The organism is Streptomyces sp. NPDC001927, assembly GCF_053594455.1.
In genome coordinates this window covers 388,788-413,287 of the sequence record NZ_JBSFEN010000001.1, presented here as the reverse complement: position 1 = coordinate 413,287, position 24,500 = coordinate 388,788, and the positions used below count along the sequence as shown (strand labels likewise).

Annotated in this window: 14 protein-coding genes; 9 read left to right on the top strand and 5 right to left on the bottom strand. The window is 73.4% G+C overall.

The features are described 5' to 3' along the window. Positions 1-3: 3 nt before the first annotated feature. From ACWCO8_RS01595 to ACWCO8_RS01580, 4 genes are all read right to left on the bottom strand, one after another. Positions 4-2,802 carry an AAA family ATPase gene (locus ACWCO8_RS01595; RefSeq protein WP_451030408.1) on the bottom strand — a complete coding sequence of 933 codons (2,799 nt, stop codon included), beginning with the start codon at positions 2,800-2,802 and terminating at the stop codon, positions 4-6. Positions 2,803-2,990: 188 nt separating this feature from the next. Next, complete coding sequence (locus ACWCO8_RS01590) at positions 2,991-4,559, bottom strand: hypothetical protein (RefSeq protein ID WP_451030407.1); 1,569 nt, start codon at positions 4,557-4,559, stop codon at positions 2,991-2,993. A 58-nt stretch (positions 4,560-4,617) separates the two neighbouring features. Then, the gene (locus ACWCO8_RS01585; protein ID WP_451030406.1) at positions 4,618-7,302 is read right to left on the bottom strand and encodes a hypothetical protein; all 2,685 of its coding nucleotides are present in this window, start codon (positions 7,300-7,302) and stop codon (positions 4,618-4,620) included. Next, a complete protein-coding gene (locus ACWCO8_RS01580) occupies positions 7,299-10,688 on the bottom strand; it encodes a right-handed parallel beta-helix repeat-containing protein (protein WP_451030405.1) in 3,390 nt (1,129 codons plus the stop codon). The genes ACWCO8_RS01585 and ACWCO8_RS01580 overlap by 4 nt, the downstream gene beginning before the upstream one ends. Before the next feature lie 225 nt (positions 10,689-10,913). On the opposite strand from ACWCO8_RS01580, the gene ACWCO8_RS01575 reads away from it, so the two are divergent. Beyond that, a complete protein-coding gene (locus ACWCO8_RS01575) occupies positions 10,914-12,089 on the top strand; it encodes a S8 family serine peptidase (protein ID WP_451030404.1) in 1,176 nt (391 codons plus the stop codon). A gap of 30 nt (positions 12,090-12,119) precedes the next feature. On the opposite strand, the gene eccCa is transcribed toward ACWCO8_RS01575, so the two are convergent. After that, positions 12,120-16,067 (bottom strand): type VII secretion protein EccCa, encoded by a 3,948-nt coding sequence (eccCa, locus tag ACWCO8_RS01570; protein ID WP_451030403.1) that lies wholly within the window; start codon positions 16,065-16,067, stop codon positions 12,120-12,122. Positions 16,068-16,252: 185 nt separating this feature from the next. Between eccCa and eccD the strand changes: the two genes are divergently transcribed. From eccD to ACWCO8_RS01530, 8 genes are all read left to right on the top strand, one after another. After that, entirely contained in the window at positions 16,253-17,644 is a 1,392-nt protein-coding gene (gene eccD, locus ACWCO8_RS01565; RefSeq protein WP_451030402.1) for a type VII secretion integral membrane protein EccD, read from the top strand. Between the two features lie 62 nt (positions 17,645-17,706). Then, positions 17,707-19,251, top strand: coding sequence for a type VII secretion protein EccB (gene eccB / locus ACWCO8_RS01560; RefSeq protein WP_451030401.1), 1,545 nt, complete (start codon positions 17,707-17,709; stop codon positions 19,249-19,251). 123 nt (positions 19,252-19,374) lie between these two features. Then, positions 19,375-19,719, top strand: coding sequence for a WXG100 family type VII secretion target (locus tag ACWCO8_RS01555; protein WP_451030400.1), 345 nt, complete (start codon positions 19,375-19,377; stop codon positions 19,717-19,719). Between the two features lie 70 nt (positions 19,720-19,789). Next, positions 19,790-20,113, top strand: a complete 324-nt coding sequence (locus tag ACWCO8_RS01550) for a WXG100 family type VII secretion target (RefSeq protein WP_451030399.1) — start codon at positions 19,790-19,792, stop codon at positions 20,111-20,113. 29 nt (positions 20,114-20,142) lie between these two features. Continuing rightward, positions 20,143-20,616, top strand: a complete 474-nt coding sequence (locus ACWCO8_RS01545; protein ID WP_451030398.1) for a type VII secretion system-associated protein — start codon at positions 20,143-20,145, stop codon at positions 20,614-20,616. 42 nt (positions 20,617-20,658) lie between these two features. Next, positions 20,659-23,460, top strand: a complete 2,802-nt coding sequence (locus ACWCO8_RS01540; RefSeq protein ID WP_451030397.1) for an AAWKG family protein — start codon at positions 20,659-20,661, stop codon at positions 23,458-23,460. Then, complete coding sequence (locus ACWCO8_RS01535) at positions 23,457-23,969, top strand: YbaB/EbfC family nucleoid-associated protein (protein ID WP_451030396.1); 513 nt, start codon at positions 23,457-23,459, stop codon at positions 23,967-23,969. The genes ACWCO8_RS01540 and ACWCO8_RS01535 overlap by 4 nt, the downstream gene beginning before the upstream one ends. Positions 23,970-24,125: 156 nt before the next feature. Further along, complete coding sequence (locus tag ACWCO8_RS01530) at positions 24,126-24,470, top strand: hypothetical protein (protein ID WP_451030395.1); 345 nt, start codon at positions 24,126-24,128, stop codon at positions 24,468-24,470. The last annotated feature ends 30 nt before the right edge of the window (positions 24,471-24,500 follow it).

The window sequence follows — 24,500 nt, the reverse complement described above, 5'->3', positions numbered from 1 at the left end:
CCCTCAGGCCGGCCGGGTCTCCTCCTGGTAGCCCAGCTCCGAGAGCTTCTGGTAGAGCGAGGCCCGGGAGGTGATGCCGAGCTTGGGGAAGAGGTTGTACAGGTGGGTGCTCACGGTGCGCGGCGAGAGGTAGAGCCGGCGGCCTATCTCCTTGTTGGAGAGGCCCGATGCCGCGAGGCGGCCGATCTGGAGCTCCTGCCGGGTGAGGTCGGCCGGGTTGTCGGCCGGACCCGCGGGGACCGGCAGCAGCGGGGGCACCGCCGCCCGCTCGTGGTCGCGCTGCGGCCGGGGGATGACCGCCCGGACAGCGGGCCCTGAGCGCACCTCGGCCTGCGGTACGACGCCGGTTCCGGCGCCGCCCGGGGTGCGGCGCCTGCGGTCGAAGGCCAGGCGTAGACGGGCGTACGCGAAGGGGTGCCGCTCCCGCTCGGAGGCGCCCACCGCTGTCTCGAAGAGCGACTCCGCCTGCTGCGGCGGCGCGAGCAGGGCCCGCGCGCCCGCGAAGAGGAGGAGGTGCCGGGCCGAGCGGTGGGGGAGCCCCGCGGCCTGCGCCGCCGCCAGGTGCATCTGCCCCTCGTTGGCCCTGCCGGTCAGTACGGCCGACTCCACCAGGGTCAGGAACACCCAGGGCTGCAGAGGGGACAGGGCGGCGCTGTCCGCCGCCGCGCCCGAGGCCCGCAGCGCATGCGCGTAGGCCTCGGCATACGCGCCCTCGGAGAGGGCCGCCCAGGCGCTCGCCTGATGAACCATCAGGGACGTGAGGCCCGAGAGACCGTTCACGGCGGTCAGTTCGCGAATCAGCGTGCGCGCCGTGCCCGCGTCGCCGTGGGCCGCCGCGATCAGCGCCGACTGCGCCTTGGCGCGCCGGGCCGTGAGGACGAGTCCGTGCTCCTCGGCGAGGTGCAGCATCCGGGAGGTCGCCTCCTCGGCGGCCTCCCGCAGGCCGCCGAGGAGGAGGTCCAGGCCGAGGACGCCGAGTCCGTCGGCGCAGTCGACGACGGCGCCCCCCTCCTCGCTCGCCTCGACCACCGTCCGCAACCGGCCCTGGAGCGGGCCGAGTCCGTCGAGGGCGAGCGCGAGGTGGGCGAGCCGCAGCACCTCCGTGCCGCCGGCGTCCGGGGGGAGGTCCTTGACGGCCGCGTCCAGCGGCGCCGGGGACCTCGGGACCCCCTCGGTGAGCGGCGCGGAGAACTCCTTGACGAGGCGGGCCCAGGAAGGACCCGTACTGAGCCGGGAGGCGATCGCGTGCCAGTGCTCCGCGTCTCCGGAGACCACGGCGAGGGAGAAGAGCCGGGTGAGGAGTTCGTCGCGCCAGGCGCCACGGGGGCCGGAGTCGGGGCCGGGCGCGTCCCCGCACGAGTCGAAGGCGCCCAGGAGCAGCTGGAGGGAGGCCCGGCCGTCGCCGTCCCGCTCGGCCAGCAACTGCGCCTGCGCGAGGGCGAACGCGGGGCCCTCCGGTCGCGCCGCGCCCGCGGAGGCCCGGGCCAGGAAATCTGCCGCGAGCGTGAACCGACCCGTGCGCCCGGCACTTTGGGCGGCGAGCGCCAGCAACTCGGCGCGCTCGACGGAGCTTTCGCACAGGTCGGCCGCGCGGTCGCGCGCCGTGAGGGCCAGGTGCTCCAGGCCGCGCCGGGCCGCGCGGGCCGCACCGGCCGCCAGCGCGTCCGCCACATCGGGGTCGAGCCCCACGGCCGAGGCCACCAAGTGCCGTACCTGCTCGACCGGTTCCTGGTCGAGTACGGAGGCCAGCGCCCGGTGCGCGGCACGCAGCCGGTCGGCCGCCGCGGTCGCGACCACCGCGGCGCGCAGCAGGGGCTCGGTGAACACGAGCCGCCCCCGCTCCCCGGCGATCCGCAGGACGCCGGCGTTCTCGGCGGCCACCAGCGCTTCGCCCGCGGCCTCCCAGCCGTGGCGGTAGGCGGCCCACACCGTACGCGTACTGCCGTGCGCCTCCAGGGCCGCCAACAGGAGCAACTCCCGTACATCCTCCGGCAGGGCCTCCACCCGAGGTCCGTACACCCGGCGGAGCGGCTCGCCGAGGGGCAGGACGGCGGGCAGCGGTTCGTGCCCCGCCCGCTGCGCCTCGGACAGCGCCCCGGGCAGCTGCACGAGCGCCAGCGGGCTGCCGCCGGCGGCCTCGACGATCCTGCTCCGCGGCTCGGCGGCGAGGGCGGGGTGCCGTGCGTCGAGCAGCGCCGCCGCGTCGCTCGGGGACAGCGGGCCCACGGGGCACGCGGCGGTCGGCGCGTCGTCGAGGAAGGGCCGGGCGTCGTCAACGGTGGCGGCGACGAGCGAGATGCGCGTGCCGGTCAGCCGGCGGGCGAGGAAGCCGAACACCGCGTGGCTCTCGGGGTCGAACCAGTGGAGGTCGTCGAGCACCAGCAGGACGGGTTGTTCCTGGGCCGCGTGCCGGAGCAGGGCCAGGACCGCCGTGGAGAGCCGGAAGACATCGGCGCCGGAGGTGTCGCCGGTGTCGAGAGCGGTACGGAGCGTCGTGCGCTGCGCCCCGGGAAGCCCGTCCAGGTCGTCCTGGACGGACCAGAGGACCTGGTGCAGGGCCGCGTACGGCAGGGACGCCTCGGTGCGCACGCCCGCCGCCCGGAGCACCAGGGCCCCGGCGGCCCGGGCCCCGGTCGCGCAGTGGTCGAGAAGAGCGGTCCTGCCCATGCCGGGCCGGCCGCGCAGCGTCAGCACCTGGCCGGCGCCCTCGTGGGTCAGCCCGTGCACGAGCGCGTCGAGTCGGGCCGACTCCCGCTCCCTGCCCATCAGTTGCCGGGGGGTCCTCGTCTGTGCGGACTCCATCGTGTTCGCCCCCTCGCGTCGCGTGCTCTGCGGTACGACCTTCAGCACAGCACGCGGCACCAGGGGATTCACGCCCTTGAGAGCGCTCTCCGCCTCTTCGTGCAGGAGGCGTGCACGGCTGGGCAATGGCGAGACCTCCGCCCGGCGACTGCTGCCGGACGGAGGCCTCTTGGGCACTTCTCCCCAGGTCAGTACTGGGTGCCGCTGCCCCACAGGAACCTGCCGTCGGCGGCCTGGATCGTGACGTTGCCGTCGGCCTGCAGGACCATCTGGGCCCCCGGGTTCCCGTCCGTACGGGAGGACCACACGGTCCTGCCGTCGGCCGCGAGCACGGTGAAGTTGCCGTCGCCCTGGAACACCGCCCGGTCACCCTGGCCGGACGTGCCCGAGGACCAGCGGGCCCGGCCGTTGCTGTCGAGGATGACCAGATTGCCGTTCTGCTGCATCGTCAGCGAGATGCGGTTGGTGGTGACCGACTGGCCGCGCCCGATCACGTACGTACCGTGCAGGACCTTGGTCTGCCCCTCCAGCGCCGTCGGCGTGGAACGTACGTCCCGGGTACGGGGCTTGGCAGGCGCACTGGTCTTGGCCGGGGCCGGAGCGGCCGCCTTCACCGGCTTCGGAGCCGCGGCCTTCACCGGCTTGGGAGCCGGAGCGGGGGCCGGCTTGCTCGCCGTCCTGGTGCCGGAATCCGAACCGGAGTCGGTGTCGGTGAGCAGAGCCCGCTGGACCCCGGGGTTCGGCTTCGGCTCGTCGGCCGTGGTGTTCGAGGCCGCCACGACCGTCTTGGGGGTCTTGAGCGGCCGGTCGCCGGCCGCCGTGTCCGCGTCCGGCGTCGTGGTGCCGGGGTTGGCGGTCCGGACGGGCGGGAGCGCCCCCAGCGGGCCGGTCGGCAGACCGTCCGCCTTGCGGTCCGCCGCCCGCGTCGACTCCATCGCCTTCTCGTCGGCCGGCGTGATCACCGGTGGCGTGTAGGTGGAGCCCTGCACCGGATCCGGCTTGGCCTTCGCGGGAGGAGTGCCCTTGGACGGCTCGCTCGCCGGGGGCTGCTGCTGGAGCCGCTCGGAGTGCTCCCGCACCTGCTCGTCCGTACCACCCTGCGTGCTGGGCCAGGTGGCGCCGCCCTGCTCACCGAGCAGGGCGACGGGAATGGAGGCGGAGGTGGTGACGTCGCCGATGGCGTGCGTCGCCTTGTCGTTGTCCGATCCCTGGCTCACCACCAGCGGTACGGAGACCAGCACCGCTCCCGCGATGGCCGCCGCGGCCATCAGGGGACGACCGCCACCCTGGCCACCACTCCCGCTCGCGGCCCTGCGGGTCGGCGGCGAGGAGCTGTTCGCCGCGGCGCGCGGGGGCGTCGCGGTGGGCGCGGCCGCCGCCGTGCCCGTGGGGGCGGGACCGCCCTCGTCCGGCCGCTCGGCCGCCGCCGTCGTCGTCGGGGAGGCCGGGGCGGTCGAGGCCGGGGAGGCCGGTGCGGACTCGGCGGTCTCGGCCTGTGCGCGCGGCGCCGTCGACGGCACCGCGCGGAGCGCCGGGCGGGGCTGCGACGCGGAGCGTGAGCGCCGGCGGGCGCGCCTGGCCTGGCGCGAGGGTGCCTGCTCCTGCTCGGCCGCCGGGTCGGCGGGGGTGGGCCGGGAGACGAGCACCGGCCCGGAGGCGGGGCGTTCCGACGTGCCCGCGCCGCCCAGCGCCACCGCCTGGCGAATCCTCGGGCGTTCGCCGCTCTCGGGCCGGGACCCTGGAGGGCCCTGGCTCATGGTCCGTTCCTCTTGTGACACGGGAATCTCCTCTGTCGATGGATGGGGGGCCTGTCCCTCAGGACAGGGCTGGTGCGGGGCCGACTGCCGGGGGCCGCGCACCGGGCCGCTCCGTCAGCCGGCCGGCGCAGCGCTCGGGCCAGGCGGTCGACTCGTCCCAGCGCGGTTCGGAGTCCGCGAGCCAGGTGACGAGCCGTTCCTCGAACAGCGCGTCCTGGGGGTCGAGTTCGCCGGGTGTGGCAGGCGGGGCCGAGTCGGGCATCTCCCGGAGCAGGACCAGCCGGCCGCCGGCCTGGCCGTCCCGTACGCCGATCACGCGCAGGCGGGTCCCCGCGCCGAACACGACCTCCTCGACGGTGTCGGTGCCCGGGGCCGTGTCGTCGAGCAGCGGCCGGATCCGGCGCGCGGTCGCCGACCAGATCAGGTACCGGTCACCGCTGCCCCGGGGCAGCGTCCGGTCCGCGGCGAGCGCGCTGATCGGCCCGTCGAAGCTCAACTCCGTACCGGGTACCGGGTCGTCCGCACCGGCGCCGGGGCCGGTGCTCCGCAGCGCGGGTCCCCGGTACGAGGGGAGCCGGCGCAGTCCCGCGTTGATCGCCTCGCGGCGCCGGCCCTCCGGCAGGACGCCCGCCTCGCCCGTCAGGTGCAGGTGCAGGGCCACCAGGTCGGACCGCATCGCGTCGTCGGCGCGGCTGCGCACGGACGGCAGCCGGGTCAGCGCGCGGACCACCGCCTGGTGGTGCCGCTCCCACGCCGGGCCGAGCAGGGTACGCAGATCGGTCGCGCCGCCGCCCGCCGGTCCCGGGGCGGGCGCCCCGGGAACGGGGGCCGTCGTCGGCGCCGCCGGAGCGGGCAGGATCGACGCGGGTGCGGGCGGCGGGGGAGCCAGTACGGACGCGGGTTCGGGGGCGGTCGGCGGCGGGGGAGTCGGTGCCGCGGCAGCCGGTTCGGGTGCGACTTCCGGCGCCGGTTCCGGTGCCGTCTCCGGTACGGGCTCCGGTGCCGGGGCGGGCTCGGCCTCGGCGGTCCGCTCGGCCGTCACCTGAGCTGTGGCCGGAGTCGTAGCGGGTGCCGGTGCCGCCGCTGTCTCCGTCGGCTGGGCGGCGGGTTCCTCCGCGCGGATCGGTGTGCCGGAGGTCAGCCAGCCCGGCAGGGCGCTCGCGGAGGCGGCCGCGCCCGGTCCCTCGGCGATGCCGACCTGGGGCAGGGCAAGGACCTGGGTGGTCTCCGGGCTCACCGCCTCGGGGGCGGGGGCAGCGGCGGGCTCGGGTTCGGCCGGGGCCAGCGAAGGGGTCGTGGAGGACATCAGGGACGCGGGCGCGGAGGCGACGGTGGCGGCGGGTTGTTCCTGCTGAGGCTGCTCTACGGCCACCACCGCCGGGGCCTGGCCCGGCAGGTACGCGTTCGCCCCCACCCCGGGCAGCCAGCCCCGGCGCGCCAGGCCGATGCCGTGCCGGACCGTGATCCGGCGCAGTTGCGTCAACTGGTCGGCGGTGCAGTCCGCGTGGACCTGGAGCATGGCCCGCTCGCGGCCCGCCGTCTCCAGCCTGGAGAGCATGCCGTCGAGCGCGGGCAGCAGCGAGTCGTCCGTGGCGACACCGGGCAGCCCGACGTCGATGGCGAGCACCTCGGCCTCCACCGGGCGTTCCCACGCGCTGGTGTCCTGACCCGCGGGGCCCACCCAGAGCCCCGCCCGGGTCACCGTCACCTGCCACTCGTCCGAGAGCCGGTAACTCCCGTCCTGCGCCCCGGGGGTGAGCCCCGGCATCGGTGGCCGCCAGCGCTTGAGGCGTCCGCCGGGACCGTCCTGGGGTCCGTAGACGACCGATTCCACGTACGCGTTCCAGGTCGGGTCCCCCTCGGAGTTGACCAGCAGGGTCTGCGACTCGGGCGTCTCGCCGTCCTCGGCGTCGAGCAGCAGCGGCAGTCCTCCCGCGACCTCCACCTCGGTGTCGAGCAGGTGGGCGACCTCCTTGGCCAGTGGCAGCAGGTCCCCGGACCAGGGGATCAGCCGGGTCGCGCGGCGGATCCGGTCCGGCAGGGCGGCGAGCACGCTGGCGACGGCCTCGGCGGAGGTGCCGACGGCGCCGGGACCTCCGACGAGCAGGGCGGCGCTGGTCAGTTCCATGGGTACGGTGTGCGCGAGCGCGGGCACGGGGGGCGCCGCGTACCGGTCGGGGCGCAGGATGATCCCGGCCGGGATGTGGTCGATGCGGTGCCCTTCGGCCGTGTCGGCGGCGAGCCGGGAGAACGCGGCCTGCCAGACGGGTGCGGGGAAGCGGCGGCCTACGGTCTCGGGCGCGCGGCCGGGGGCGAAGCGCAGCCAGCCGTGGTGGGTGAAGAGGATGCCGCCCGGCCCGACGACGGGGATCCCGTGGCAGGCGAGCACCTCGACCGGCCAGGCCTCGGTGATCCGCTGGGCGATCCCGGAGTCGGCGCCGTCGGCCATGACGAGCGCCACGCGGTTGACCCGGTGGCCCACGGCGGCGGCAAGGATCGGGGTGAACTGGTCGAGGAGCGAGGAGGCGTCCTCCACCCCGCTGTCCACCAGGAACACCACCTGGTCCGTGGCCACCGGCGTCAGCCAGTGGGCGGCGTCGCTCAGGTGCTGCGGCGGGTGCTGCGTGGCGTGGAAGAGGTAGACGCCGGCGGCGCCCTCGGGCGCGTGCCGCTCGGCGCCGGACGGGGCGCTGCGCCCGCCGCCCGACGTCCGCCTGCCGAGGAAGCTCTGCCACAGGCTCATGAGCGGGCACCCCCGTCGTGCTGGAGAACCTTCCGCTGCCCGCCGTGCGCGCCGGGTCCGTCGGAGGGCGGTAGATCCTCCGGCAGCAGTTGGCTCAGGGCCTCCAGGCTGGGGTCGGCCACGCCCCTCAGCCGGCCGGCCTGGCGGGTCATCATGGTCTCCACGATCTGGCGGGCCAGGCGGGCGTTGCCGAAGGACTTGCCGCGCGGAGTCGCCTCGAAGAGCCCGCGCAGCGCCTCCAGGGTGTCCGGGGCGCACTGGTAGCCGAGTTCGAGCGTGTGCCGGTCGGCGATGGTGACCAGCTCGTCGTTGGTGTAGTCCTCGAAGGTGACGTGCCGTGAGAAGCGGGACGCCAGACCGGGGTTGGAGTCCAGGAAGCGACCCATCTCGCCGGTGTAGCCGGCGACGATGACGACCACCTCGTCGCGGTGGTCCTCCATCAGCTTGAGCAGGGTGTCCACCGCCTCCCGGCCGAAGTCGGACGGGGCGTCGAGCGGGGTGAGGGTGTACGCCTCGTCGATGAAGAGCACACCGCCCAGGGCGCGTTCGAAGGCCTCGCGGGTGAGCTGCGCCGTGTGTCCGATGTAGCGGCCGACGAGGTCGGCGCGGGCCACTTCGACGAGCTGGCCGCGGGGCAGCACCCCGAAGGAGCAGAGCAGGTCGGCGTAGAGCCGGGCGATCGTGGTCTTGCCCGTGCCGGGAGGCCCGGCGAAGACCAGGTGGTGGCTGATCCTGGGCGCGGCCAGACCGGCGGCCTGGCGCTGCCGGGTCGCCTCCAGGAGGTCGACCATGCCCCCGACCTCCTCCTTCACGGCGGAGAGGCCGATCATGCCGTTGAGACGGGCGAGGACCTCCGAGTCCGCGGGCCGCTCCTCGACGCCCGAGCTGACCGCGGCCGCCTCTTCCTCGCCGACGTCCTCGGCGACGAGCTCCGCCAGGTCGGACTGGCTGATCTCGGCGCGGGACGCGAGCCGGTAGGCCTGCCGGTCCACCATCTCCTCGAACACCTTGCGAGCGGCACGGCCGTTGCCGAAGCTCGCGTCCCTGGGCATCCGGGTGAAGTGCAGGGCGAGCGCCTCGCGGGCGGTCGGCGCCAGCTGGTAGCCGTGGGCGGCGCACATGTTCTCGACGATGGTGACGAGTTCGTCGACGGTGTAGTTGATGAACTCGATGGACCGGGTGAACCGGGAGGCGAGACCGGGGTTGGCGGACAGGAAGGCCTGCATCTCCTTGGAGTAGCCGGCGACGATCACGACGACCTCGTCGCGGTGGTCCTCCATGAGCTTGACCAGGGTGTCGATGGCCTCCTGGCCGAAGTCGGCGCCCGAGCCCTTGCTGTCGGAGAGCAGGGTGTACGCCTCGTCGATGAACAGGACGCCGCCCAGGGCCCGTTCGAAGGTCTCGGTGGTCTTGATGGCCGTACCGCCGATGATCTGGGCCACCAGGTCGGCCCGGGAGACTTCCACGATGTGGCCCGAGGGGAGCGAACCGAGCTCGGCGAGGATGCTGCCGTACAGCCGGGCCACGGTGGTCTTGCCGGTGCCGGGCGGGCCCGCGAAGACGAGGTGGCGGCTCATCGGCGGGGCAGGCATCCCCAGGCTGGCGCGTTGCTGGGCAAGGCGGTTGAGGTTGATGAGCGTACTGACCTGGTGCTTGACGCCCTCCAGGCCGACCAGGGCCTCCAGTTCGCCGAGCGGGCCCTTCGGGGGCTCCGGGGCCGCGCCGCCCGGGGTGGTCTCCGCCGGGCCTCCGTTCGCGCCGGCCGCCGGGATCTCCTGCTTGGGCGCGCCGTCCCAGATGTCGGCGGCGCCGTTGCCGGTGCTCACCAGGCCGTCCACCGAGAGCCGGGTGCCCTGCCGTGAATGCCGCAGCCCGGCGCCCCGGTTGGAGCGGACCGCGCAGTCCGTGATGGTGACCTGCTCGGTGCTGTCGACGCGGATGCCGTCGCCGGTACTGCCCTCGAACCCGCAGGAGTTGACGGCGGCCCGGCCGCCGGCCGCGACCAGGATGCCGTGGGCGCCTGCCTCCTTGACGTTCACCCGGGTCAGGGCCAGCTCGCCGCCGTCCTCCACCGACACGCCCTCGGTGCCCGTCCCGCTGATCTCGCAGTCCCGCAGCGAGCCCCGGCCGAGCGACCCCACCGACACCCCCGCCTGCTTCGAGCCGCGGATCGTGCTGTTGCCGATGTGCGGGTTGCCGTGCCCCTCGATGCGCACGGCCGCCGAACCGGTGTTCTCCACCTCGCAGTGCTCGAGCCTGCCGCGGCCGTCCTCAGCGACCTCGATCCCGTACCCCTTCGTGCCGTTGACGCGCACGCGCCGCAGCAGCGGGTTGGCCCCCGAACGCACCGAGACGCCGTGGCCGCCCGCGTCGAGGACGTCGAGCCGGTCTATCTCCGCGACCGACTCGTCCACCAGCAGCACGGCGACGCCTTCGGTGTCCCGCACGGTCGTCCCGGTCAGGACCGGGCCGCTGGACTCGGCGACCCGGACGGCCGCCTGCGCCGAGGTACGGAAGACACAGTCCTCGTACGTGCCACGGGACTTGCCGGTCACGAGCAGGCCGCTGCCCCGGGTGTCGGCCGTGCCGCAGCGGCGCATCACGGGGTCCGCGCCCGCGGCGACGACCATGCCGTGCCCGGTGGTGTCGGTCACCTGGACGTTCTCCAGGACCGTGCGGGAGGTGCTGGTCACATAGACGCCGACGGTCACGCCGGTGACGGTGACGTCCTGCACGGTGACGCTGCTGGAACCCTCAAGGGCCACCGCCGGCTTGTCCGTCGAGGAGATCTCGCACTCCTCGACGGAGCCGCGGGCCTCGCCGTTGGCCAGGATCCCGTTGCCCCGCGCGTCGCGCAGCCGGCAGCCGCGCACGCTGATCCGGCCCTGGTCCACCACCACGACGGCCGAGGTCCCCAGGTGCTCGATGACCGAGTCCTCGACCGCACTCGGCTGGGCCGAGGTCACCACGATGCCCGCGCCGTCCGGGTTCGTGATCCGGCAGTTCCGCAGGGCGAGCGAGCCGGAGTCGGAGGCCGACACGGCCGTCCAGCCCTTGCCGACCACCTCGCAGTCGCGCATGGCCAGTTGGCCCCGGGCGGCGTGGACCACGGGCACGTCGCTCTCCCCGCCGCGCAGCAGCAGATCGGTGAGCATCACCGCCTCGGCGGCCAGCGTGATCGCGGTGTCGCGGCGCGGGGTGATCTCCACGCTCCCCTTGGGGCCGTCGGCGACGATGGTGACCTGCGTGGTCACCAGGAGGTTCTCCACGTACCGGCCGGGCTGCACGCTGATCACCGCGCCCGTGCGGGCGTGGGCGAGGGCCTCCTTGATGGTCCGGTACTCGCCGGAACCGTTGTGATCGACGGTGAGTACCTGGCGTACCACGGCGGTGCCTCCCCTGGTGGTGCGGTGATCGGCAGTGCGCGAGGCGTGTCGCGCCGGGCTCACAGGCTGCCGGGGGTCGGGGGGACGGCACTACCGAACAATGACTGGTTCGCGCGACGTAGCGGGCTCGGCCGATGACGTAGATTTCGCCGATACGGACCCCGGGGATGCCGAACTCCGCTTGCGGGGGCACCTGTTGAGGTACGACGCTCCTACGCTGCGTCCATGAGAGCGATGCGACGGGGCGCGGCCCCCCTGATGTCCGCGATGGCTCTGGTCGCCGCAGCGGCTGGCCCCGGCGCGGCGGCCGAGGCCGCCGACGAGACCCTCCCGGTGGTGGTGCAGGCCCTGGCCGATCGCGCGCCCTGTCGTCCGGCCTCCGACAAGCGGGCCGAGAAGCCGCCGTGGACCCAGGACATGCTCGGCTTGGAGCGGGTGTGGCGCATGACCCGCGGCCAGGGGGTCGACGTCGCCGTGGTCGGCACCGGGGTCGGCACCACGATCCCCGCGCTCCGCGGCCGGGTCACCCCGGTCGGGGCCGGCAGCGGCCAGGACTGCGTGGGCCACGGCAGCTTCGTCGCCGGGCTGATCGCCGCCGGGCCGCGCGAAGGCTCCGGCTTCACCGGGGTGGCCCCCGAGGCGCGGATCCTCGCCGTACGGGTCACCACCCTGCGGGGCGGGGTCACCGCGGCCGAGGTGGCCCGGGGGATCGAGGCCGCCGTCCGCACCGGGGCCGAGGTCGTCGCCGTCCCCTACGCCTTCCCCGGCCGCGACGCCCGGCTGACCGCCGCCGTGAAGCTGGCCCGGAACTCCGACGTCCTCGTGGTCGCGCCCGCCGCGCCGGACAAGGCGCCGACCACGAGCGGTACCGGCGCCGTCAAGCCCCAGAACTACTGGCCGGCCGCCGAGCCCGGCGTGCTGTCCGTGCTCGACTTCGGCGCCGACGGCTCCCGGCCCCAGAACGCCGGCGTCCCGCTCCGCGCCGACCTGGGAGCCCCGGGGGACGGGGTCGTCAGCGTGGGCCCGGGAGGCGAGGGTTCCTTCACCGGATCGGGCTCCTCCCTCGCGGTGGGCTTCGCCGCGGGCGCCGCCGCCCTGGTCCGTTCGTACGAGCCCGGCATCGGCGCCGATCACACCCGCACCCGGCTCCTCGGCGGCTCGTACACCTCCGCCGTGCCGCGCCTGGACCCCTACGCGGCCGTCTCGGGGGTGCTGCCCGCGGACTCCGCGGCGGCCCTGGAGCGGTCCGGTCCGGTCACCCTTCCGGCGCCGTACGACGACGAGGGTGCCCGTTCGCGCAGCATGCTGATCGCGGTCGGCGGCGTGTCCCTGGTCCTGATCCTCGGGGCCCTCGGCCGGCTGCTGCCCAAGGCGCGGGCACGCGGCTGGCGGGCCGGCTGAGCGAGGCCGCCCAGCCGCCCCCCCCGAGCCTCAGTCCTCCAGGAGCGCGGTCTGGATCATCAGGCTGCGCCGCCTGGCGATCCGGACGGCCCGTCCCGCCGGCAGCAGCTTCGGCCGGACGTTCCCGAGGAAGGTGCCCTCGCTCGGCGGGCAGGACATCAGCAGGGACGTGCTGTTCGCGTCGAGCAGGCTCCGGATCATGACGTCCGACGCGCCGCGCACCGCGCCCGACGAGGCCCTCGCCAGAACCATGTGCAGGCCCACCTCGAAGCCGAGCGGGATGTGCGGGAGCAGCGACTCCAGCGGCGAGTTGAAGCCGCTGCCGACCATCTCGTAGTCGTCGACGAGGACGAAGAGCCGGGGCCCGGTCCACCAGTCGCACAGCTTCATCCGGGCCGGCGGAATGTCCTCGCCCGGAGTCCGCTCGGACATGGCCTGGGCCACGCCCTGCGCGTACTCGCGCAGCGCGTCCCCGGACACGGCGTGGCCGAGCCGGTACTCCGGCGGCACCGCTTCGACCAGCTCGCGCCGGAAGTCCGCGATCAGGATCTTCGCCTCCGTCGGCGAGTACCGGGTGGTGATCGAACGGGCCAGCGAGCGCAGCAGGTTGGTCTTGCCGCACTCGGTGTCGCCGACCACCACGAGGTGCGGGCTCTCCGAGAAGTCGTGGTGGACGGTGGAGAGTTCGTTCTCCTCGATGCCGATCGGCAGCTTGTGCCCCTCGGGTGCGGGCAGCTGCCCGTATCCGAGTCGTGCGGGGAGCATCCGGACCGCGGGCGCCCCGGGGCGCCCCGCCCAGCCGTCCGACACGGCGCTCACCAGGCCCGCGACGCCCTCGGCGAGGTCGTCCGCCGACTCGGCGCCGTCGATCCGCGGCACGGCCGTGAGGTAGTGCAGCTTGGTCTGGGCGGTGAGGCCCCGGCCCGGGGTGTTCGTGGGGACGGTCGCCGCCTTGCGCATGTCGATGGTGGAGTCCATCGGGTCACCCATGCGCAGCTCCATCTTGGTGCCGATGGCCTCGCGCAGGACCGGGGTCAGCTCCATCCAGCGGGCCGTCGACAGCATCACGTGAATGCCGTAGTTGAGCCCTCGCTGGGCGATCTTGTTGACGTCGTCGACCAGGTGGTCGAAGTCCTGACGCACCGTAGGCCAGCCGTCGATGACGAGGAACACGTCGCCGAACGGCTCGTCGGCGAACTCCCCGGCCGCCCGGCGCTGCCGGTAGGCGGCGACCGTGTCGATGCCGTGGTCGAGGAAGAACTGCTCGCGCCGCCGCAGCAGGACGCTCACCTCGCTGACCGTACGGCCCACCCGGTCCTCGTCGAGTCGGCCCGTCACCCCGCCCACGTGGGGGAGCCCGGCCAGACCGGAGAGCGTGCCGCCACCGAAGTCGAGGCAGTAGAACTGGACTTCGCGCGGAGTGTGGGTCAGCGACAGCGAGGCGATCAGGGTACGCAGCATCGTGGACTTGCCGCTCTGCGGACCGCCCGCGATCCCCACGTGCCCGCCGGCCGCCGACAGGTCGACGGTGAGTAGGTCCCGCAGCTGCTCGAAGGGCTTGTCCACGACGCCGATCGGGACCCGCAGCCGAGGCTCCCCGTCCACGGCGGTGAGCCCCCGTTCGTGGTGGGGCTCCAGCGGCGGCAGCAGCATGTCCAGAGGTGGGGAGGCGGCCAGCGGCGGCAGCCACACCTGATGGGCCGCGGGGCCCGAACCGACCAGCCGGTCCACGGCCACCGAGAGCAGCGAGTCGGACTCCTCCTCGCTCGCCGCGCGCGCCTCCTCCTCCGTCGGCTCCACAGGCTGCCTCGGCACCACCCAGGTGGTCGTCCACGGCACGATCTGGCCCGCGACCCGGGAGGTCGAGACGGCGCCCGCCCGGCTCTTGTACGGCCCCGACACGTACGCGGCGCGGAACCGCGTCAGCTCCTCGACACCGGTCTTCAGATAGCCGTTGCCCGGCTCGGGCGGCAGCAGATAGGCGTCCGGTACGCCGAGCACGCCCCGGCTCTCCATCGCGGAGAACGTGCGCAGACCGATCCGGTACGACAGATGGCTCTCCAGCTGGTGCACCCGGCCCTCGTCGAGCCGCTGCGAGGCAAGCAGCAGGTGGACGCCCAGCGAGCGGCCGAGCCGCCCGATCATCACGAACAGATCCATGAAGTCCCGGTGCGCGGAGAGGAGTTCACTGAACTCGTCCACCACGACCACCAGACTCGGCAGCGGGGGGATCGCCGCGCCGCCGGCCCGCGCCTGTTCGTAGTCAAGCGCCGAGGCGTAGTTGCCGGCCTGCCGCAGCAGCTCCTGACGGCGCATCAACTCGCCGTGCAGGGCGTCCTGCATACGGTCCACCAGGGCCGCCTCGTCGGACAGGTTGGTGATGACCGCCGAGACATGGGGGAGCGTGTCGAGGCCGAGGAAGGTCGCGCCGCCCTTGAAGTCGACGAGCACGAAGTTCAGCCGCTCCGAGGAGTGGGTGAGCGCGAGACCGAGAACGAGCGTCCGCAGCAGCTCGCTCTTGCCGGAGCCGGTCGCCCCGATCAGCATGCCGTGCGGCCCCATGCCGCCCTGCGCCGACTCCTTCAGGTCCAGCTCCACCGCCCCGCCGCTCCCGGCCACCGCGATCGGCACCCGCAGGTGCTGGTGGGCCGAGCGCCGCTGCCACAGGGTGGCCGGCTCGTGGCGGCGCAGGTCGTTGATGCCGAGAAGCCCCGTCAGCTGGATGTCGGAGGCCAGCGGCTCGGCCGACTCCCCGCCCGTCGTCGCCCGGAACGGCGCCAGCTCCTTGGCCAGCGCACGGGCCGCGTTCGGCCCGAGCACGTCGGGGACACCGAGCACCGTCGACTGCTCCCGCCGGTTGCTGTCCGTACGGACCAGCTCGACCCGGCCCTCGGTCAGCGCGAGCCGCAGCGTGGTGCGGCCCGGACGCCAGCGCAGCTCCCCGGTGAGGTCCAGGACCACACAGTTGCGGAAGCCCGCGCCGTCGAACCGGTGCCCCGAGGGCACCTGGCCCCCGTCGATCACCACGACCACCAGGGGCTCGTCCCGGGTGGGTGAGGCGGTCGGATCGAAGGGCGGCCGCTCGGCGAACTCGGCGCCGATCAGGTCGGTCAGCTCACCGACGGCCGCGGCGGCCATCCGGGTCGGCCCCGCGCCGTCCGTGGCCTGCGGGTGCAGCGCGTGCGGCAGCCACTTCGACCAGTCCCACTCCTCCTTCACCTCGTCCGAGACGCACAGCGCGATCCACACGTCGTCCGGGCTGTGCAGGGTCGCCAACTGCCCGAGCACGGCCCGCGCGAAGGCCCGCGACTCCTCGGGTTCGGCCCGTACGAGCACTCGCGACCACGCCCGCAGGTACACGGCGATCGGCTGGTCGGGTATCTGCCCGTACGCCTCCACGAAGCACCGCAGCGCGTGCGCGGTCAGCGGCTCCAGGTCCTCCACCGGGCGGGTCGTCACCGGCGCGAGGCGCAGCCCGAGCCGCTGCGATCCGCGCGCGATCCGCACCTCGGCGAAGTCCTCGTCACTCACCCGCCGTTCCCACAGCCGGGGGGACCGCGCGAGCGACCACAGCGCCCCCGGCGCGGGATGGCGCCAGGCCAGGGCGTCGCCCTGCTCCACGATGGCCCGGCGCACCCGGCGCCGTACCTGCGACAGATAGCGCAGGTAGTCGCGCCGTTCCCCGTTCATCTTCGACTTGCGCTCGCCCCGGCGCTGCATGGCCTGGCCGACCAGCATCGCCACCAGGCCCAGGACCATCATGCCGACCGCGACGTACATGAACACGCCGCCCGAGCCGGGCCGCAGGAACATCATCATCATCGACAACGACATGATGCCCATGGGCAGGAACGTCCAGACGCCACCGGCGTTCGGCTGGGCCTCGGCGAGGACCGGCGGTTCCTGGAGGCTCAGCTCGCCGTCCGGCATCTCCGGCCCGCGCCGACGGGCCGGCCTGCGGAAGAGGACCACGCTCACGGACTCGCTCCTTCGTCTGCGCACGCCCGCGCGGGGCGATTCCGGCGCGGCGCTACGGGTTTCCGCACCCTAGGACGCCCCCGGGGCCGCCCGGACGGCTCGCCGGAGAACACCGTCATCCGCACCGCGCAATTGCGTCATTCGTCGGAAGGGAGCGGCGCGTCCCCGCCCGTAGGGTGCGGGCCATGAGTGAGAGTCCCCTCGCCGGGCTGAGCCGCCTGACCATCCAAGTACCCGGCCGTAGAGTCGAGTTGGCGGCTCCGGCCGACATCCCCGTCTCCGACCTGCTGCCGGCGCTGCTCGGTTTCGCCGGCACCGCGGCCGAGGAGACCACCGTCGAAGGCCAGGGCTGGGTGCTCCAGCGCCTGGGCGAGGCGCCGCTCGACCCGGAGGGCACGCTGGCCGGCCTCGAGGTGCGCGACGGCGAGACCCTCTATCTGCGGTCGGCCGCCGACGCCATCCCCGAGGCCCACTTTGACGACATCGTCGACGGGGTAGCCACTGTGATGGGACGCCTCGGCGGCGACTGGACCGAATCCAGCAGCCGTACGTTCGTCCGCGTCGTCGCCGCCACCCTGCTCACCGCCGTGGCCCTGGTCCTGGCCATGCCCGGACTGCCGTCCGTCGACCGGGGCCTGACCGCCGCCCTGTGCGGGATCCTCCTGCTGGCCGGCGCGGGCACCGCGAGCCGCGCCGTCGGCGACGCGTTCACCGCCGTCATGCTGGGCTGCGCAGCCGTACCCTTCCTGGCCCTGGCCGGCTGGCTGCTGCCCGGCGGGCCGGCAGGCGCCGAGCTGCTCGGCCCCCGACTCCTGTCTGGTGGGGCCGCGGCGGCCGGTGGCGCCGTCCTCGCGCTGTCCGTGGTGGGCGCCTCCGCCGCCGTCTTCCTCTCCGTCGGGGTGGTCGCCGCCTTCGCGACCGCCGCCGGGGGACTGATCGCCGCCACCGGATTCCCGGCGCCGGACGTGGCCGCGGTGGTCGCCGTCGGGGCCGTGATCCTCGGCGGGTTCGTCCCCGCGCTCGCCTTCCGGATGTCCGGCATGCAGATGCGCCCCCTTCCCACCTCGCCCGAGGAGCTCCAGCAGGACATCGAGCCGCACGAGAGCGAGGACGTGGCCCGGCGCTCGGCCGCGGCGAACGCCTGGCTCACCGCCCTGTACGCGGCGACCGGGATCGTCTGCACCTTCTGCGTCACCGTCCTCGCCCAGCACTTCGGCCTCGCGGAGGCCATCACCGCGGCCACCCTGACGGTGCTGCTGCTCCTGCACGGCCGCAACCTCGGCAGCGTCTGGCAGCGGATCTCGATCCTCGCCCCCGGCGTCTGGGGCGTCGCCGTCCTCGCCATGGCCTGGGCCGACGCCCTGGACGGCGGAGGCGGCCGACTCGGCCTGGTGGCGGGCCTCGTGGCGCTCGCCATCGTCCTCACCATCGCCATCTGGACCGTACCGGGACGACGGCTCGTGCCCTACTGGGGACGCGCGGCGGAGATCCTGCACTTCCTGGTGGCGCTCGCGCTGCTGCCCCTCGCCCTGTGGGTCCTGGGCGTGTACGGGCTGGTACGCGGGATGACCGGCTGACACCGGCCGCGCTGGAGCCCCCGTAGACCTTTCGAACACCGACGAGCAGGCCGGAGGGCCCCGTGCAGTCAAGGCGCGACCAGGTACAGGCCCATCTCTTCCTGATGGGCCGGCTCACCTCGGGGATGCTCCGCGAGAACCCGGACCACCTGGAGCCCCCCGGTGGGCGCACCAACCGAGGCATGGCCTTCGGGGCGATCATCGGCGTGGTCGCGGTCCTCATCTCGGCCTTGTGGGGCCTCTTCTCCCCGGGTGGCTCGACCAGTTGGCGGGCCGAGGGCACGCTGGTCCTGGAGAAGGACACCGGCAACCGGTACGTCTTCGCCCAGGGCCGACTGCGCCCCGTCCTCAACTACGCCTCCGCTCGCCTGCTGTTGGGCGGCGAGATGAAGTCCGCGACCGTCAGCAGCTCCGCCACGAAGGACGCCCCGCACGGCCCGCCCGTGGGCATCCCGGGCGCCCCCGACTACCTGCCCGGCCGGAGCAGCCTGCTGTCCTCGGCGTGGCAGGTGTGCGGGGCCACCACCACCCAGACCTCGGGCGAGGTGGTCGTACGGACCCGGCTCGCCCTCGGCGCCGCCGACAGCGGACGCCCGCTGGGCGCGGGCGAGGCGCTCCTCGTCCAGGGACCCGACGGGCGCCGCTCGCTGCTCCTGGACGGCGAACGCCACCTCCTCGACGAGACGACGGGCGCGGCCACCTCCCTCGGTTACGGATCGGCCGCCCCCCACCCCGTCTCGGCCGCCTTCCTCGTCGCGCTGCCCGCCGGCGCCGACCTCGCCGCGCCCGCCGTACCGGGGCGCGGCGAGGCAGGGACCGAGCTCGACGGGCAGCCGACCCGCGTCGGCCAGGTCTTCAGCGTCGAAGTCCCGGGCGCGTCGGGCCAGTTCCACCTGCTGCTGCGGGAGGGGTTGACCCCGCTGACCGAGACGGAGACCGCCCTGGTCCTCGGCGACCCGCAGACGCGCAAGGTCGCGTACGAGGGGCGGACCCCGGCCGCGCGCCCGCTCGGCGCCGAGGCCGCCCGGGGCCACCTCGCGTCGGCGGCGAGCCGCCCGGGCGGCGGCGGCCTGCCGGCCTCACCGCCCCGCCTGGTCCGGATCCCCGGCGGCACCGAGCCCTGTGCCGTGGTCCGGCCGAGCGACGGCAAGGCCATGGGCGTCAACGTCGCCTTCGCCCCCGCTGTCGTCGCCGAGGACCACGTGGCGCAGCCGCCCGCCGACTCGGTCGCCCCGGCCTGCCTGCCCGTGGACCGGGTGGAGGTACCGCCGGGCAAGGGCGCCCTGATCCAGGCCCTCAGCAGCGCGGGCACCCGGATGGGCGACACGATCTTCCTCGTCACCGACTCGGGTGTGCGCCACCCCGTCGCCCCGGACGGAGCCCTGGAGGCCCTCGGTTACACGGCGGCGGACGTACGGGGTCTGCCCTCGGCCCTGCTCATGACCCTGCCGACCGGCGCGCCCCTGGAGGCGGCGGCCGCCGCCCAGCCGCCGGCCGCGGACTCGGGGGCGCCGCGCAGGAGCTGCCCGGGCGCCGCGGACGCCGCCTCCCCAGGGACGACGCCGGGCAGCGGCCCCACGCAAGCCGTCAATGCCTCAGCGGAGTAGGGGAGTTGACGTAGATCCGTCCCGCGCGGCGGCAGCTACGTAACGCGACGCAAGCATCCGGGACCCGGCCGGAGGCAGGCTCGCACCCAAGAACACGACCCACCACAGAGAGGGTGAAACCCGATGCCCGATGACATTCCCGGCGGCGGATACAAAACCACAGTCGAGGCGAACCTCAAGGTCGCCGAGCTGATGCAGAACGCCCACGACGACATCACCCGGATCCGGGGCATCGTCCGCACCTCGGCCAACGACCTCGTCGGCCCCAACGGCTACGCCGGCGCCGACGGCCAGGCCTACCAGAACCTCCTCGCCTCGTGGGACGCGGACGTGATGAAGGTCGAGCGGGGCATCGAGAGCGTCAAGGACACCATGATCCGCAACTCCGGCCAGCAGCAGGGCCAGCAGGAGGAGCTGACCGGGCGGATCCAGCGCATGCAGAGCACCATCGAGGGCCTCAGGGGCTGACCCGCGAGGGGCCGATCCGACCGGCCCTCACCGCTGACCCCGAACCACCACACAGACGAAGGAGGACCTCGTGCCCGAGGCCAATTACGACCACGGCAGCATCAGCATCAACTACGGCGCCACCGACGGCGTGACCGCCCAGCTCATCAACGCGAGCGAGGCCATCGACACCGTCCTGAACAATCTCCAGACGGCCATCGCCCAGTGGTCCGACAGCTGTGTCGGTATGGACAAGGGCGCGTTCAACGAGAAGTTCGTCGAGTGGCACGGCTACGTCGACCACGCGGCGCAGGCCGTGGCCGGCAGCGGAAAGCTGCTCAGCGACATCGCCGAGAGCTACGGCGTCCTCGACCGCGGCCTGGCCCAGGACTGGGGCAACCTCCAGGTCTACTGACCACCCCTCCGGACCCAGGGAGTGTCCACGTGCCCACCCAGGCGAACCTCACCAAGCTGGACAGCCCGGCGATCCAAGCGTTCATCAACGGGCCCTTCGCCGAGTTCCTCGCCACGCTCGAACAGCTCGGCAAGGACTCGGGGACCGATCTCTCACCCCGCAACATCGCCCGGGGCTACACCAACCCGGACAACTTCTCGCTGGTCAAGCCACTCGCCATCGGCATGATGACGACCAGCGACAACATGCACGGCCAGTCCTTGAACGGCAACACGCAGGTCTTCACGGAGAGCATCGACAAGATCCTCCAGTTCATCCAGAACCTGTCGCAGGAGATCAAGGACACCCTCCTGAAGATGATCGACGAGTTCCTCAAGAAGCAGGGCGGGACGCTCGACGACATCAAGGCGCAGGAGTTCCTGAACACGATCAAGTCGGCCGGCAGCCCGAACAACCCGAACACGACCGGACTGCCGAACGACCCGGCCAACACCGACTCCTGAGCCGTCGGCCCGGAGAGCGAGAGGGAAGAGCGGAGGGTATTCATGCCTGGGGACGACTGGGCGAACGCCATCAAGAACCTGACGGGCTATCCGATGCCCGAGCGGTCCAACCTCTTCCAGGAGCTCTCCGGGAGCGACGGCAAGGTCCCGCTGATGAACGTCACGATCGAGACCTTCGACAGCGTGACGGTCCAGTCGAAGGTGGGACCGAGCGTCGGACCGAACGTGGACGGCCACTCGTACGTGCTTGCGTACTACACGCAGCGCAACATGGGCAGCCTCAACCTCAACAAGATCACCATCGATTTCCTCTGGAACCCGGCCGAGCGTCCCGCCCGCCCGGGGACCCCGCTCGACAACTACATCTTCGGTCCGCTCAACATGCTCAACCGGCTGGTGAACAACCCGTTCTCCACCCAGGACGGCAACTACGGCGGTCTCGCGGTCGACCCGCAGAACGTCGTCAAGCTGCGGACCTTCTCCGACGTCGCAGGCGCCTACGACCGCTCGTACCTGTACTTCCGTGATCAGGAGGAAGTCCTCAAGAAGTGGGCCGAGTCCCTCGGCCACGAGGACGCGGACATGCGGGGGACCGCCGCCGACGCCTTCGCGGCGCTGATCAGGCGGATGGAGGAGAACTTCAAGGGGTACAAGGAACAGCTCAGGCCCGAGGGCTTCTCGCCCAAGAACTTCGCCCTGTACCCGGTGTACGGCCAGGGCGCCTCCCAGACCAAGCCGGGCGACGCCCTGATCGGCGCCGCGAACGCGGTGCACCAGGCGGGCTACGAGCTCGTCCAGGCATGGCACAACTGGGCGGGGAACTCGCTGTCCAACCCGATGCAGACGCTGAACAAGGTGGTCTACGACCTCGCCGTCTGGATCCAGGGGAACAACATCGGCCAGGTGTTGATGGACACCGGCACGAACGGCGACAACTACTGGATGGCCCCCGGCCCGTCCTTCTGGCAGGACCACCCGACCTACGGGAACCTCAGCCAGCTGGACACCTGGACGAGGATCGGCAACGACGCCATCAAGGCCTGGAACGACTTCCTCGACAGCACGCTCGTGCCGAAGGGCACCGAGCAGATGAGCAACGTGAACAACGCCTTCATCAGCGCGACGGCCGACCTCGTCAATCCGCTCGCCACCCGCAACACCTCACCGCTCGGCAGCGACAACAAGGGCGGCAACGACGGCAAGGGCGGCGGCTCCGGCAACGAGAGCGTCGACGACATCCTGAACAAGCTGGGCCTCGGCGGGGACGACGGCGACGACGGCGCGAACGGCGACGACGGCAAGGGCGGCAACAACAACACGAGGATCCCGCCGCCCGACCTCAACAACCTGGGCGGCGACGGGAACAACGGGGCGAACGGAGCTGACGGGAGGAACGGCAACGGCAACCAGGGTGGCGGCGACGGCGGCCTCGGCGACCCGAACCGATTCCTCGCGAACGTCCCCCCGCCCGGCCTCAACAACCCGGGAGGCGGCGGCTCCGGCCTGAACACGCCGGACGGCCTCCCGGGTGGGACCCCCGGCGGCCTGCCCGGCAGCACCGGATCCGGCGGCCCCGGCGGCACGGGCAACCCCAGGACCCTCGTCAGCCAGCCGGCGCCCGACCTCGGCCTGCCGGACATGGGCACGCCCGGTTCCGGCACCCCGGGCTCCGGCCTGCCGTCGTCCCGGCTGGTGCAGCCGGACCTGCCCGAACTCGGCGGACCCGGTTCGGGACTCTCCGGCGGCAGCGGCCTTCCCGGCACCACCAACCCCGATGGGACCACCGGCCCCAACGGCACCACCGTCCCCGTCGTGCCCGGCGGGGGCGGCGGCTCCCGGCTCAGCGTCAAGCCGCCCGCGCTGCAGGACTGGGACGGCTCGGGCCTGCCGACCACCTTCCCCGACGGCAGCAGCAGGACCGTCCTGCCCGACGGCAGCTCCGTCACCACCAGCCCGGACGGTACGAAGGTCACCCGGCGGCCCGACGGCACGATCCTGACGGAGCAGCCCGACGGTACGAAGGTCACCACGACGCGCGACGGCACGACCACGACCGAGAAGCCCGACGGCAGCAAGAAGGTGCTGCACCCGGGCGGGATCGTCACCCTGACCTCACCCGACGGCGAGACCTCGTACCTGGGCCCGGACGGCAAGCCGCTGGGCGACCGGCCCGACGTCAGTCTGACCACGCCACCGCTACCCTCCCTGAGCCCGCCCGGCCTCGATCTTCCCGGGGTGGGCACCGCCTCCGGCTACGACACCGCCGGCGGCGGTGTCACCGGCGGCGGGGGCGGCGGCACGCTGGAGAGCGGGAGCGGGAACCCGCTCCAGGCGACCACGCCCCGCTACGAGGAAGCCGGCTACGACGTGTCCACCGACTTCCCCGGCTACGGGGTGAACGCCCTCGGCGGCAGCCCCGACCTGGCCCTCGGCGGCACGCCGAACGGCGGCTCCCCGACCGGGACCCCGATGATGCCCGGCATGGGCGGCATGGGTGGCGCCATGGGCGGTGCGGGCGGCATGGGCGGTGGCGGCGCCGGAGGCATGGGCGGCGGCGACCGGGTCCGCGAGTTCGTGGGCGATCCCGCAGGCTCCCCCAACCGGATGGCCCAGAATCCCAACGCCACGGGCTCCGGCACACCCCCGTACATGCCACCGGCCGGCGGCCAGAACGGCAACGGTCAGCAGACCCAGAGCAACGACCGCGAGCGGGCCAACTGGCTCGCCGAGGAGGAGGACGTCTGGGGCACCGAGGACGACGTCAACCCGGCGGTCCTCGGCCGTGCGGAGCCCGGCACGAGCAATGGGTCGAAGAACGCCTTCATGACGGGAGAGAGCCGATGAGCACGTCGAAGCACTCGATCGAGGAACGCCTCGCGATGGCCATCGCGGACCTGGACGCCTCGGAGCGCGCCGCCGCCCAGGCCCAGGAGCAGGTCCGCGGCATCAAGCTCTCGGCCACCTCCAAGGACCGCAGCGTCGAGGTGACCGTCGCGGGCACCGGCGAGATGGCGGGTATCCGCTTTCTGGAGAACAAGTACCGGACCATGGCCGCCCCGCAGCTCGCGGCCTCCGTGATGGAGGCGTTCGGCAGCGCCAGGGCCCTCGTGTCCCGGGACGTGACCGAGATGGTCAAGCCGCTCACCGACAGCGTCAACGCGCTCAGCGCCATGTCCGGGATGCCCACGCTGCCGGGAATCCCCGGCACGCAGGCCGACTGGGGCGCGCTGATCGGCCAGTTCCTCGGCCCGGCGGCCCCGCCGGAGCCCGAGCGTCCCGCCGATGGCGCCGGCGGCAGGCGCCGCAAGGGCCGTGCCCTGTACGACGAGGTCGACGGGGACGCGAACGACTGAGCCGGCCGCACCCTGAGCCGGCCGCACCACCGCGTGCGCCCGGGGCCCGCGACGTACGTCAACTGACGCAGGCGTCTGTGGATCTCCGGGTGCAGAATCCCCTCGACACCGCACCACCGCCGCACGCCGCAGCGTGGCAGATTCCGGGAGCAGGCCATGGCCTCGAAGTTCGAAGCGTCAGCCGACGACGTCATCACCGCTTCCAACGTGCTGCGGGACTTCACGACCAACATCAACAACCTGGTGCAGCGCTACGAGTCCGACTCGGACGCGACCAAGGGCTGGCCCGGGGAGGGCGACGACGAGTTCGCGAAGACGCAGCGGCCGATCTACCTGGAGCAGACCGGGAAGATCAGGGATGCGCTGAAGGGCTTCACCGAGGTCTTCCTCGCACTCGCCGAAGGCACGGTGAAGAACGCCAACGAGTACATCAACCGCCAGAACGACGTCCTCTCCTCGATCAAGCAGGAGCAGGACGGCCAGTCGGGCCCGCGCGGATGAGCACCCCCGGCGACCCCGGCCTCGGACCGT

Bases quoted from the DNA above. Each gene is read 5' to 3' on its own strand.
- ACWCO8_RS01530 (WP_451030395.1), top strand. From the start codon at position 24,126: ATGGCCTCGAAGTTCGAAGCGTCAGCCGACGACGTCATCACCGCTTCC.
- ACWCO8_RS01555 (WP_451030400.1), top strand. From the start codon at position 19,375: ATGCCCGATGACATTCCCGGCGGCGGATACAAAACCACAGTCGAGGCG.
- ACWCO8_RS01535 (WP_451030396.1), top strand. From the start codon at position 23,457: ATGAGCACGTCGAAGCACTCGATCGAGGAACGCCTCGCGATGGCCATC.
- eccD (WP_451030402.1), top strand. From the start codon at position 16,253: ATGAGTGAGAGTCCCCTCGCCGGGCTGAGCCGCCTGACCATCCAAGTA.
- ACWCO8_RS01590 (WP_451030407.1), bottom strand. From the start codon at position 4,559: ATGAGCCAGGGCCCTCCAGGGTCCCGGCCCGAGAGCGGCGAACGCCCG.
- ACWCO8_RS01575 (WP_451030404.1), top strand. From the start codon at position 10,914: ATGAGAGCGATGCGACGGGGCGCGGCCCCCCTGATGTCCGCGATGGCT.
- ACWCO8_RS01540 (WP_451030397.1), top strand. From the start codon at position 20,659: ATGCCTGGGGACGACTGGGCGAACGCCATCAAGAACCTGACGGGCTAT.
- ACWCO8_RS01595 (WP_451030408.1), bottom strand. From the start codon at position 2,802: ATGGAGTCCGCACAGACGAGGACCCCCCGGCAACTGATGGGCAGGGAG.
- ACWCO8_RS01585 (WP_451030406.1), bottom strand. From the start codon at position 7,302: ATGAGCCTGTGGCAGAGCTTCCTCGGCAGGCGGACGTCGGGCGGCGGG.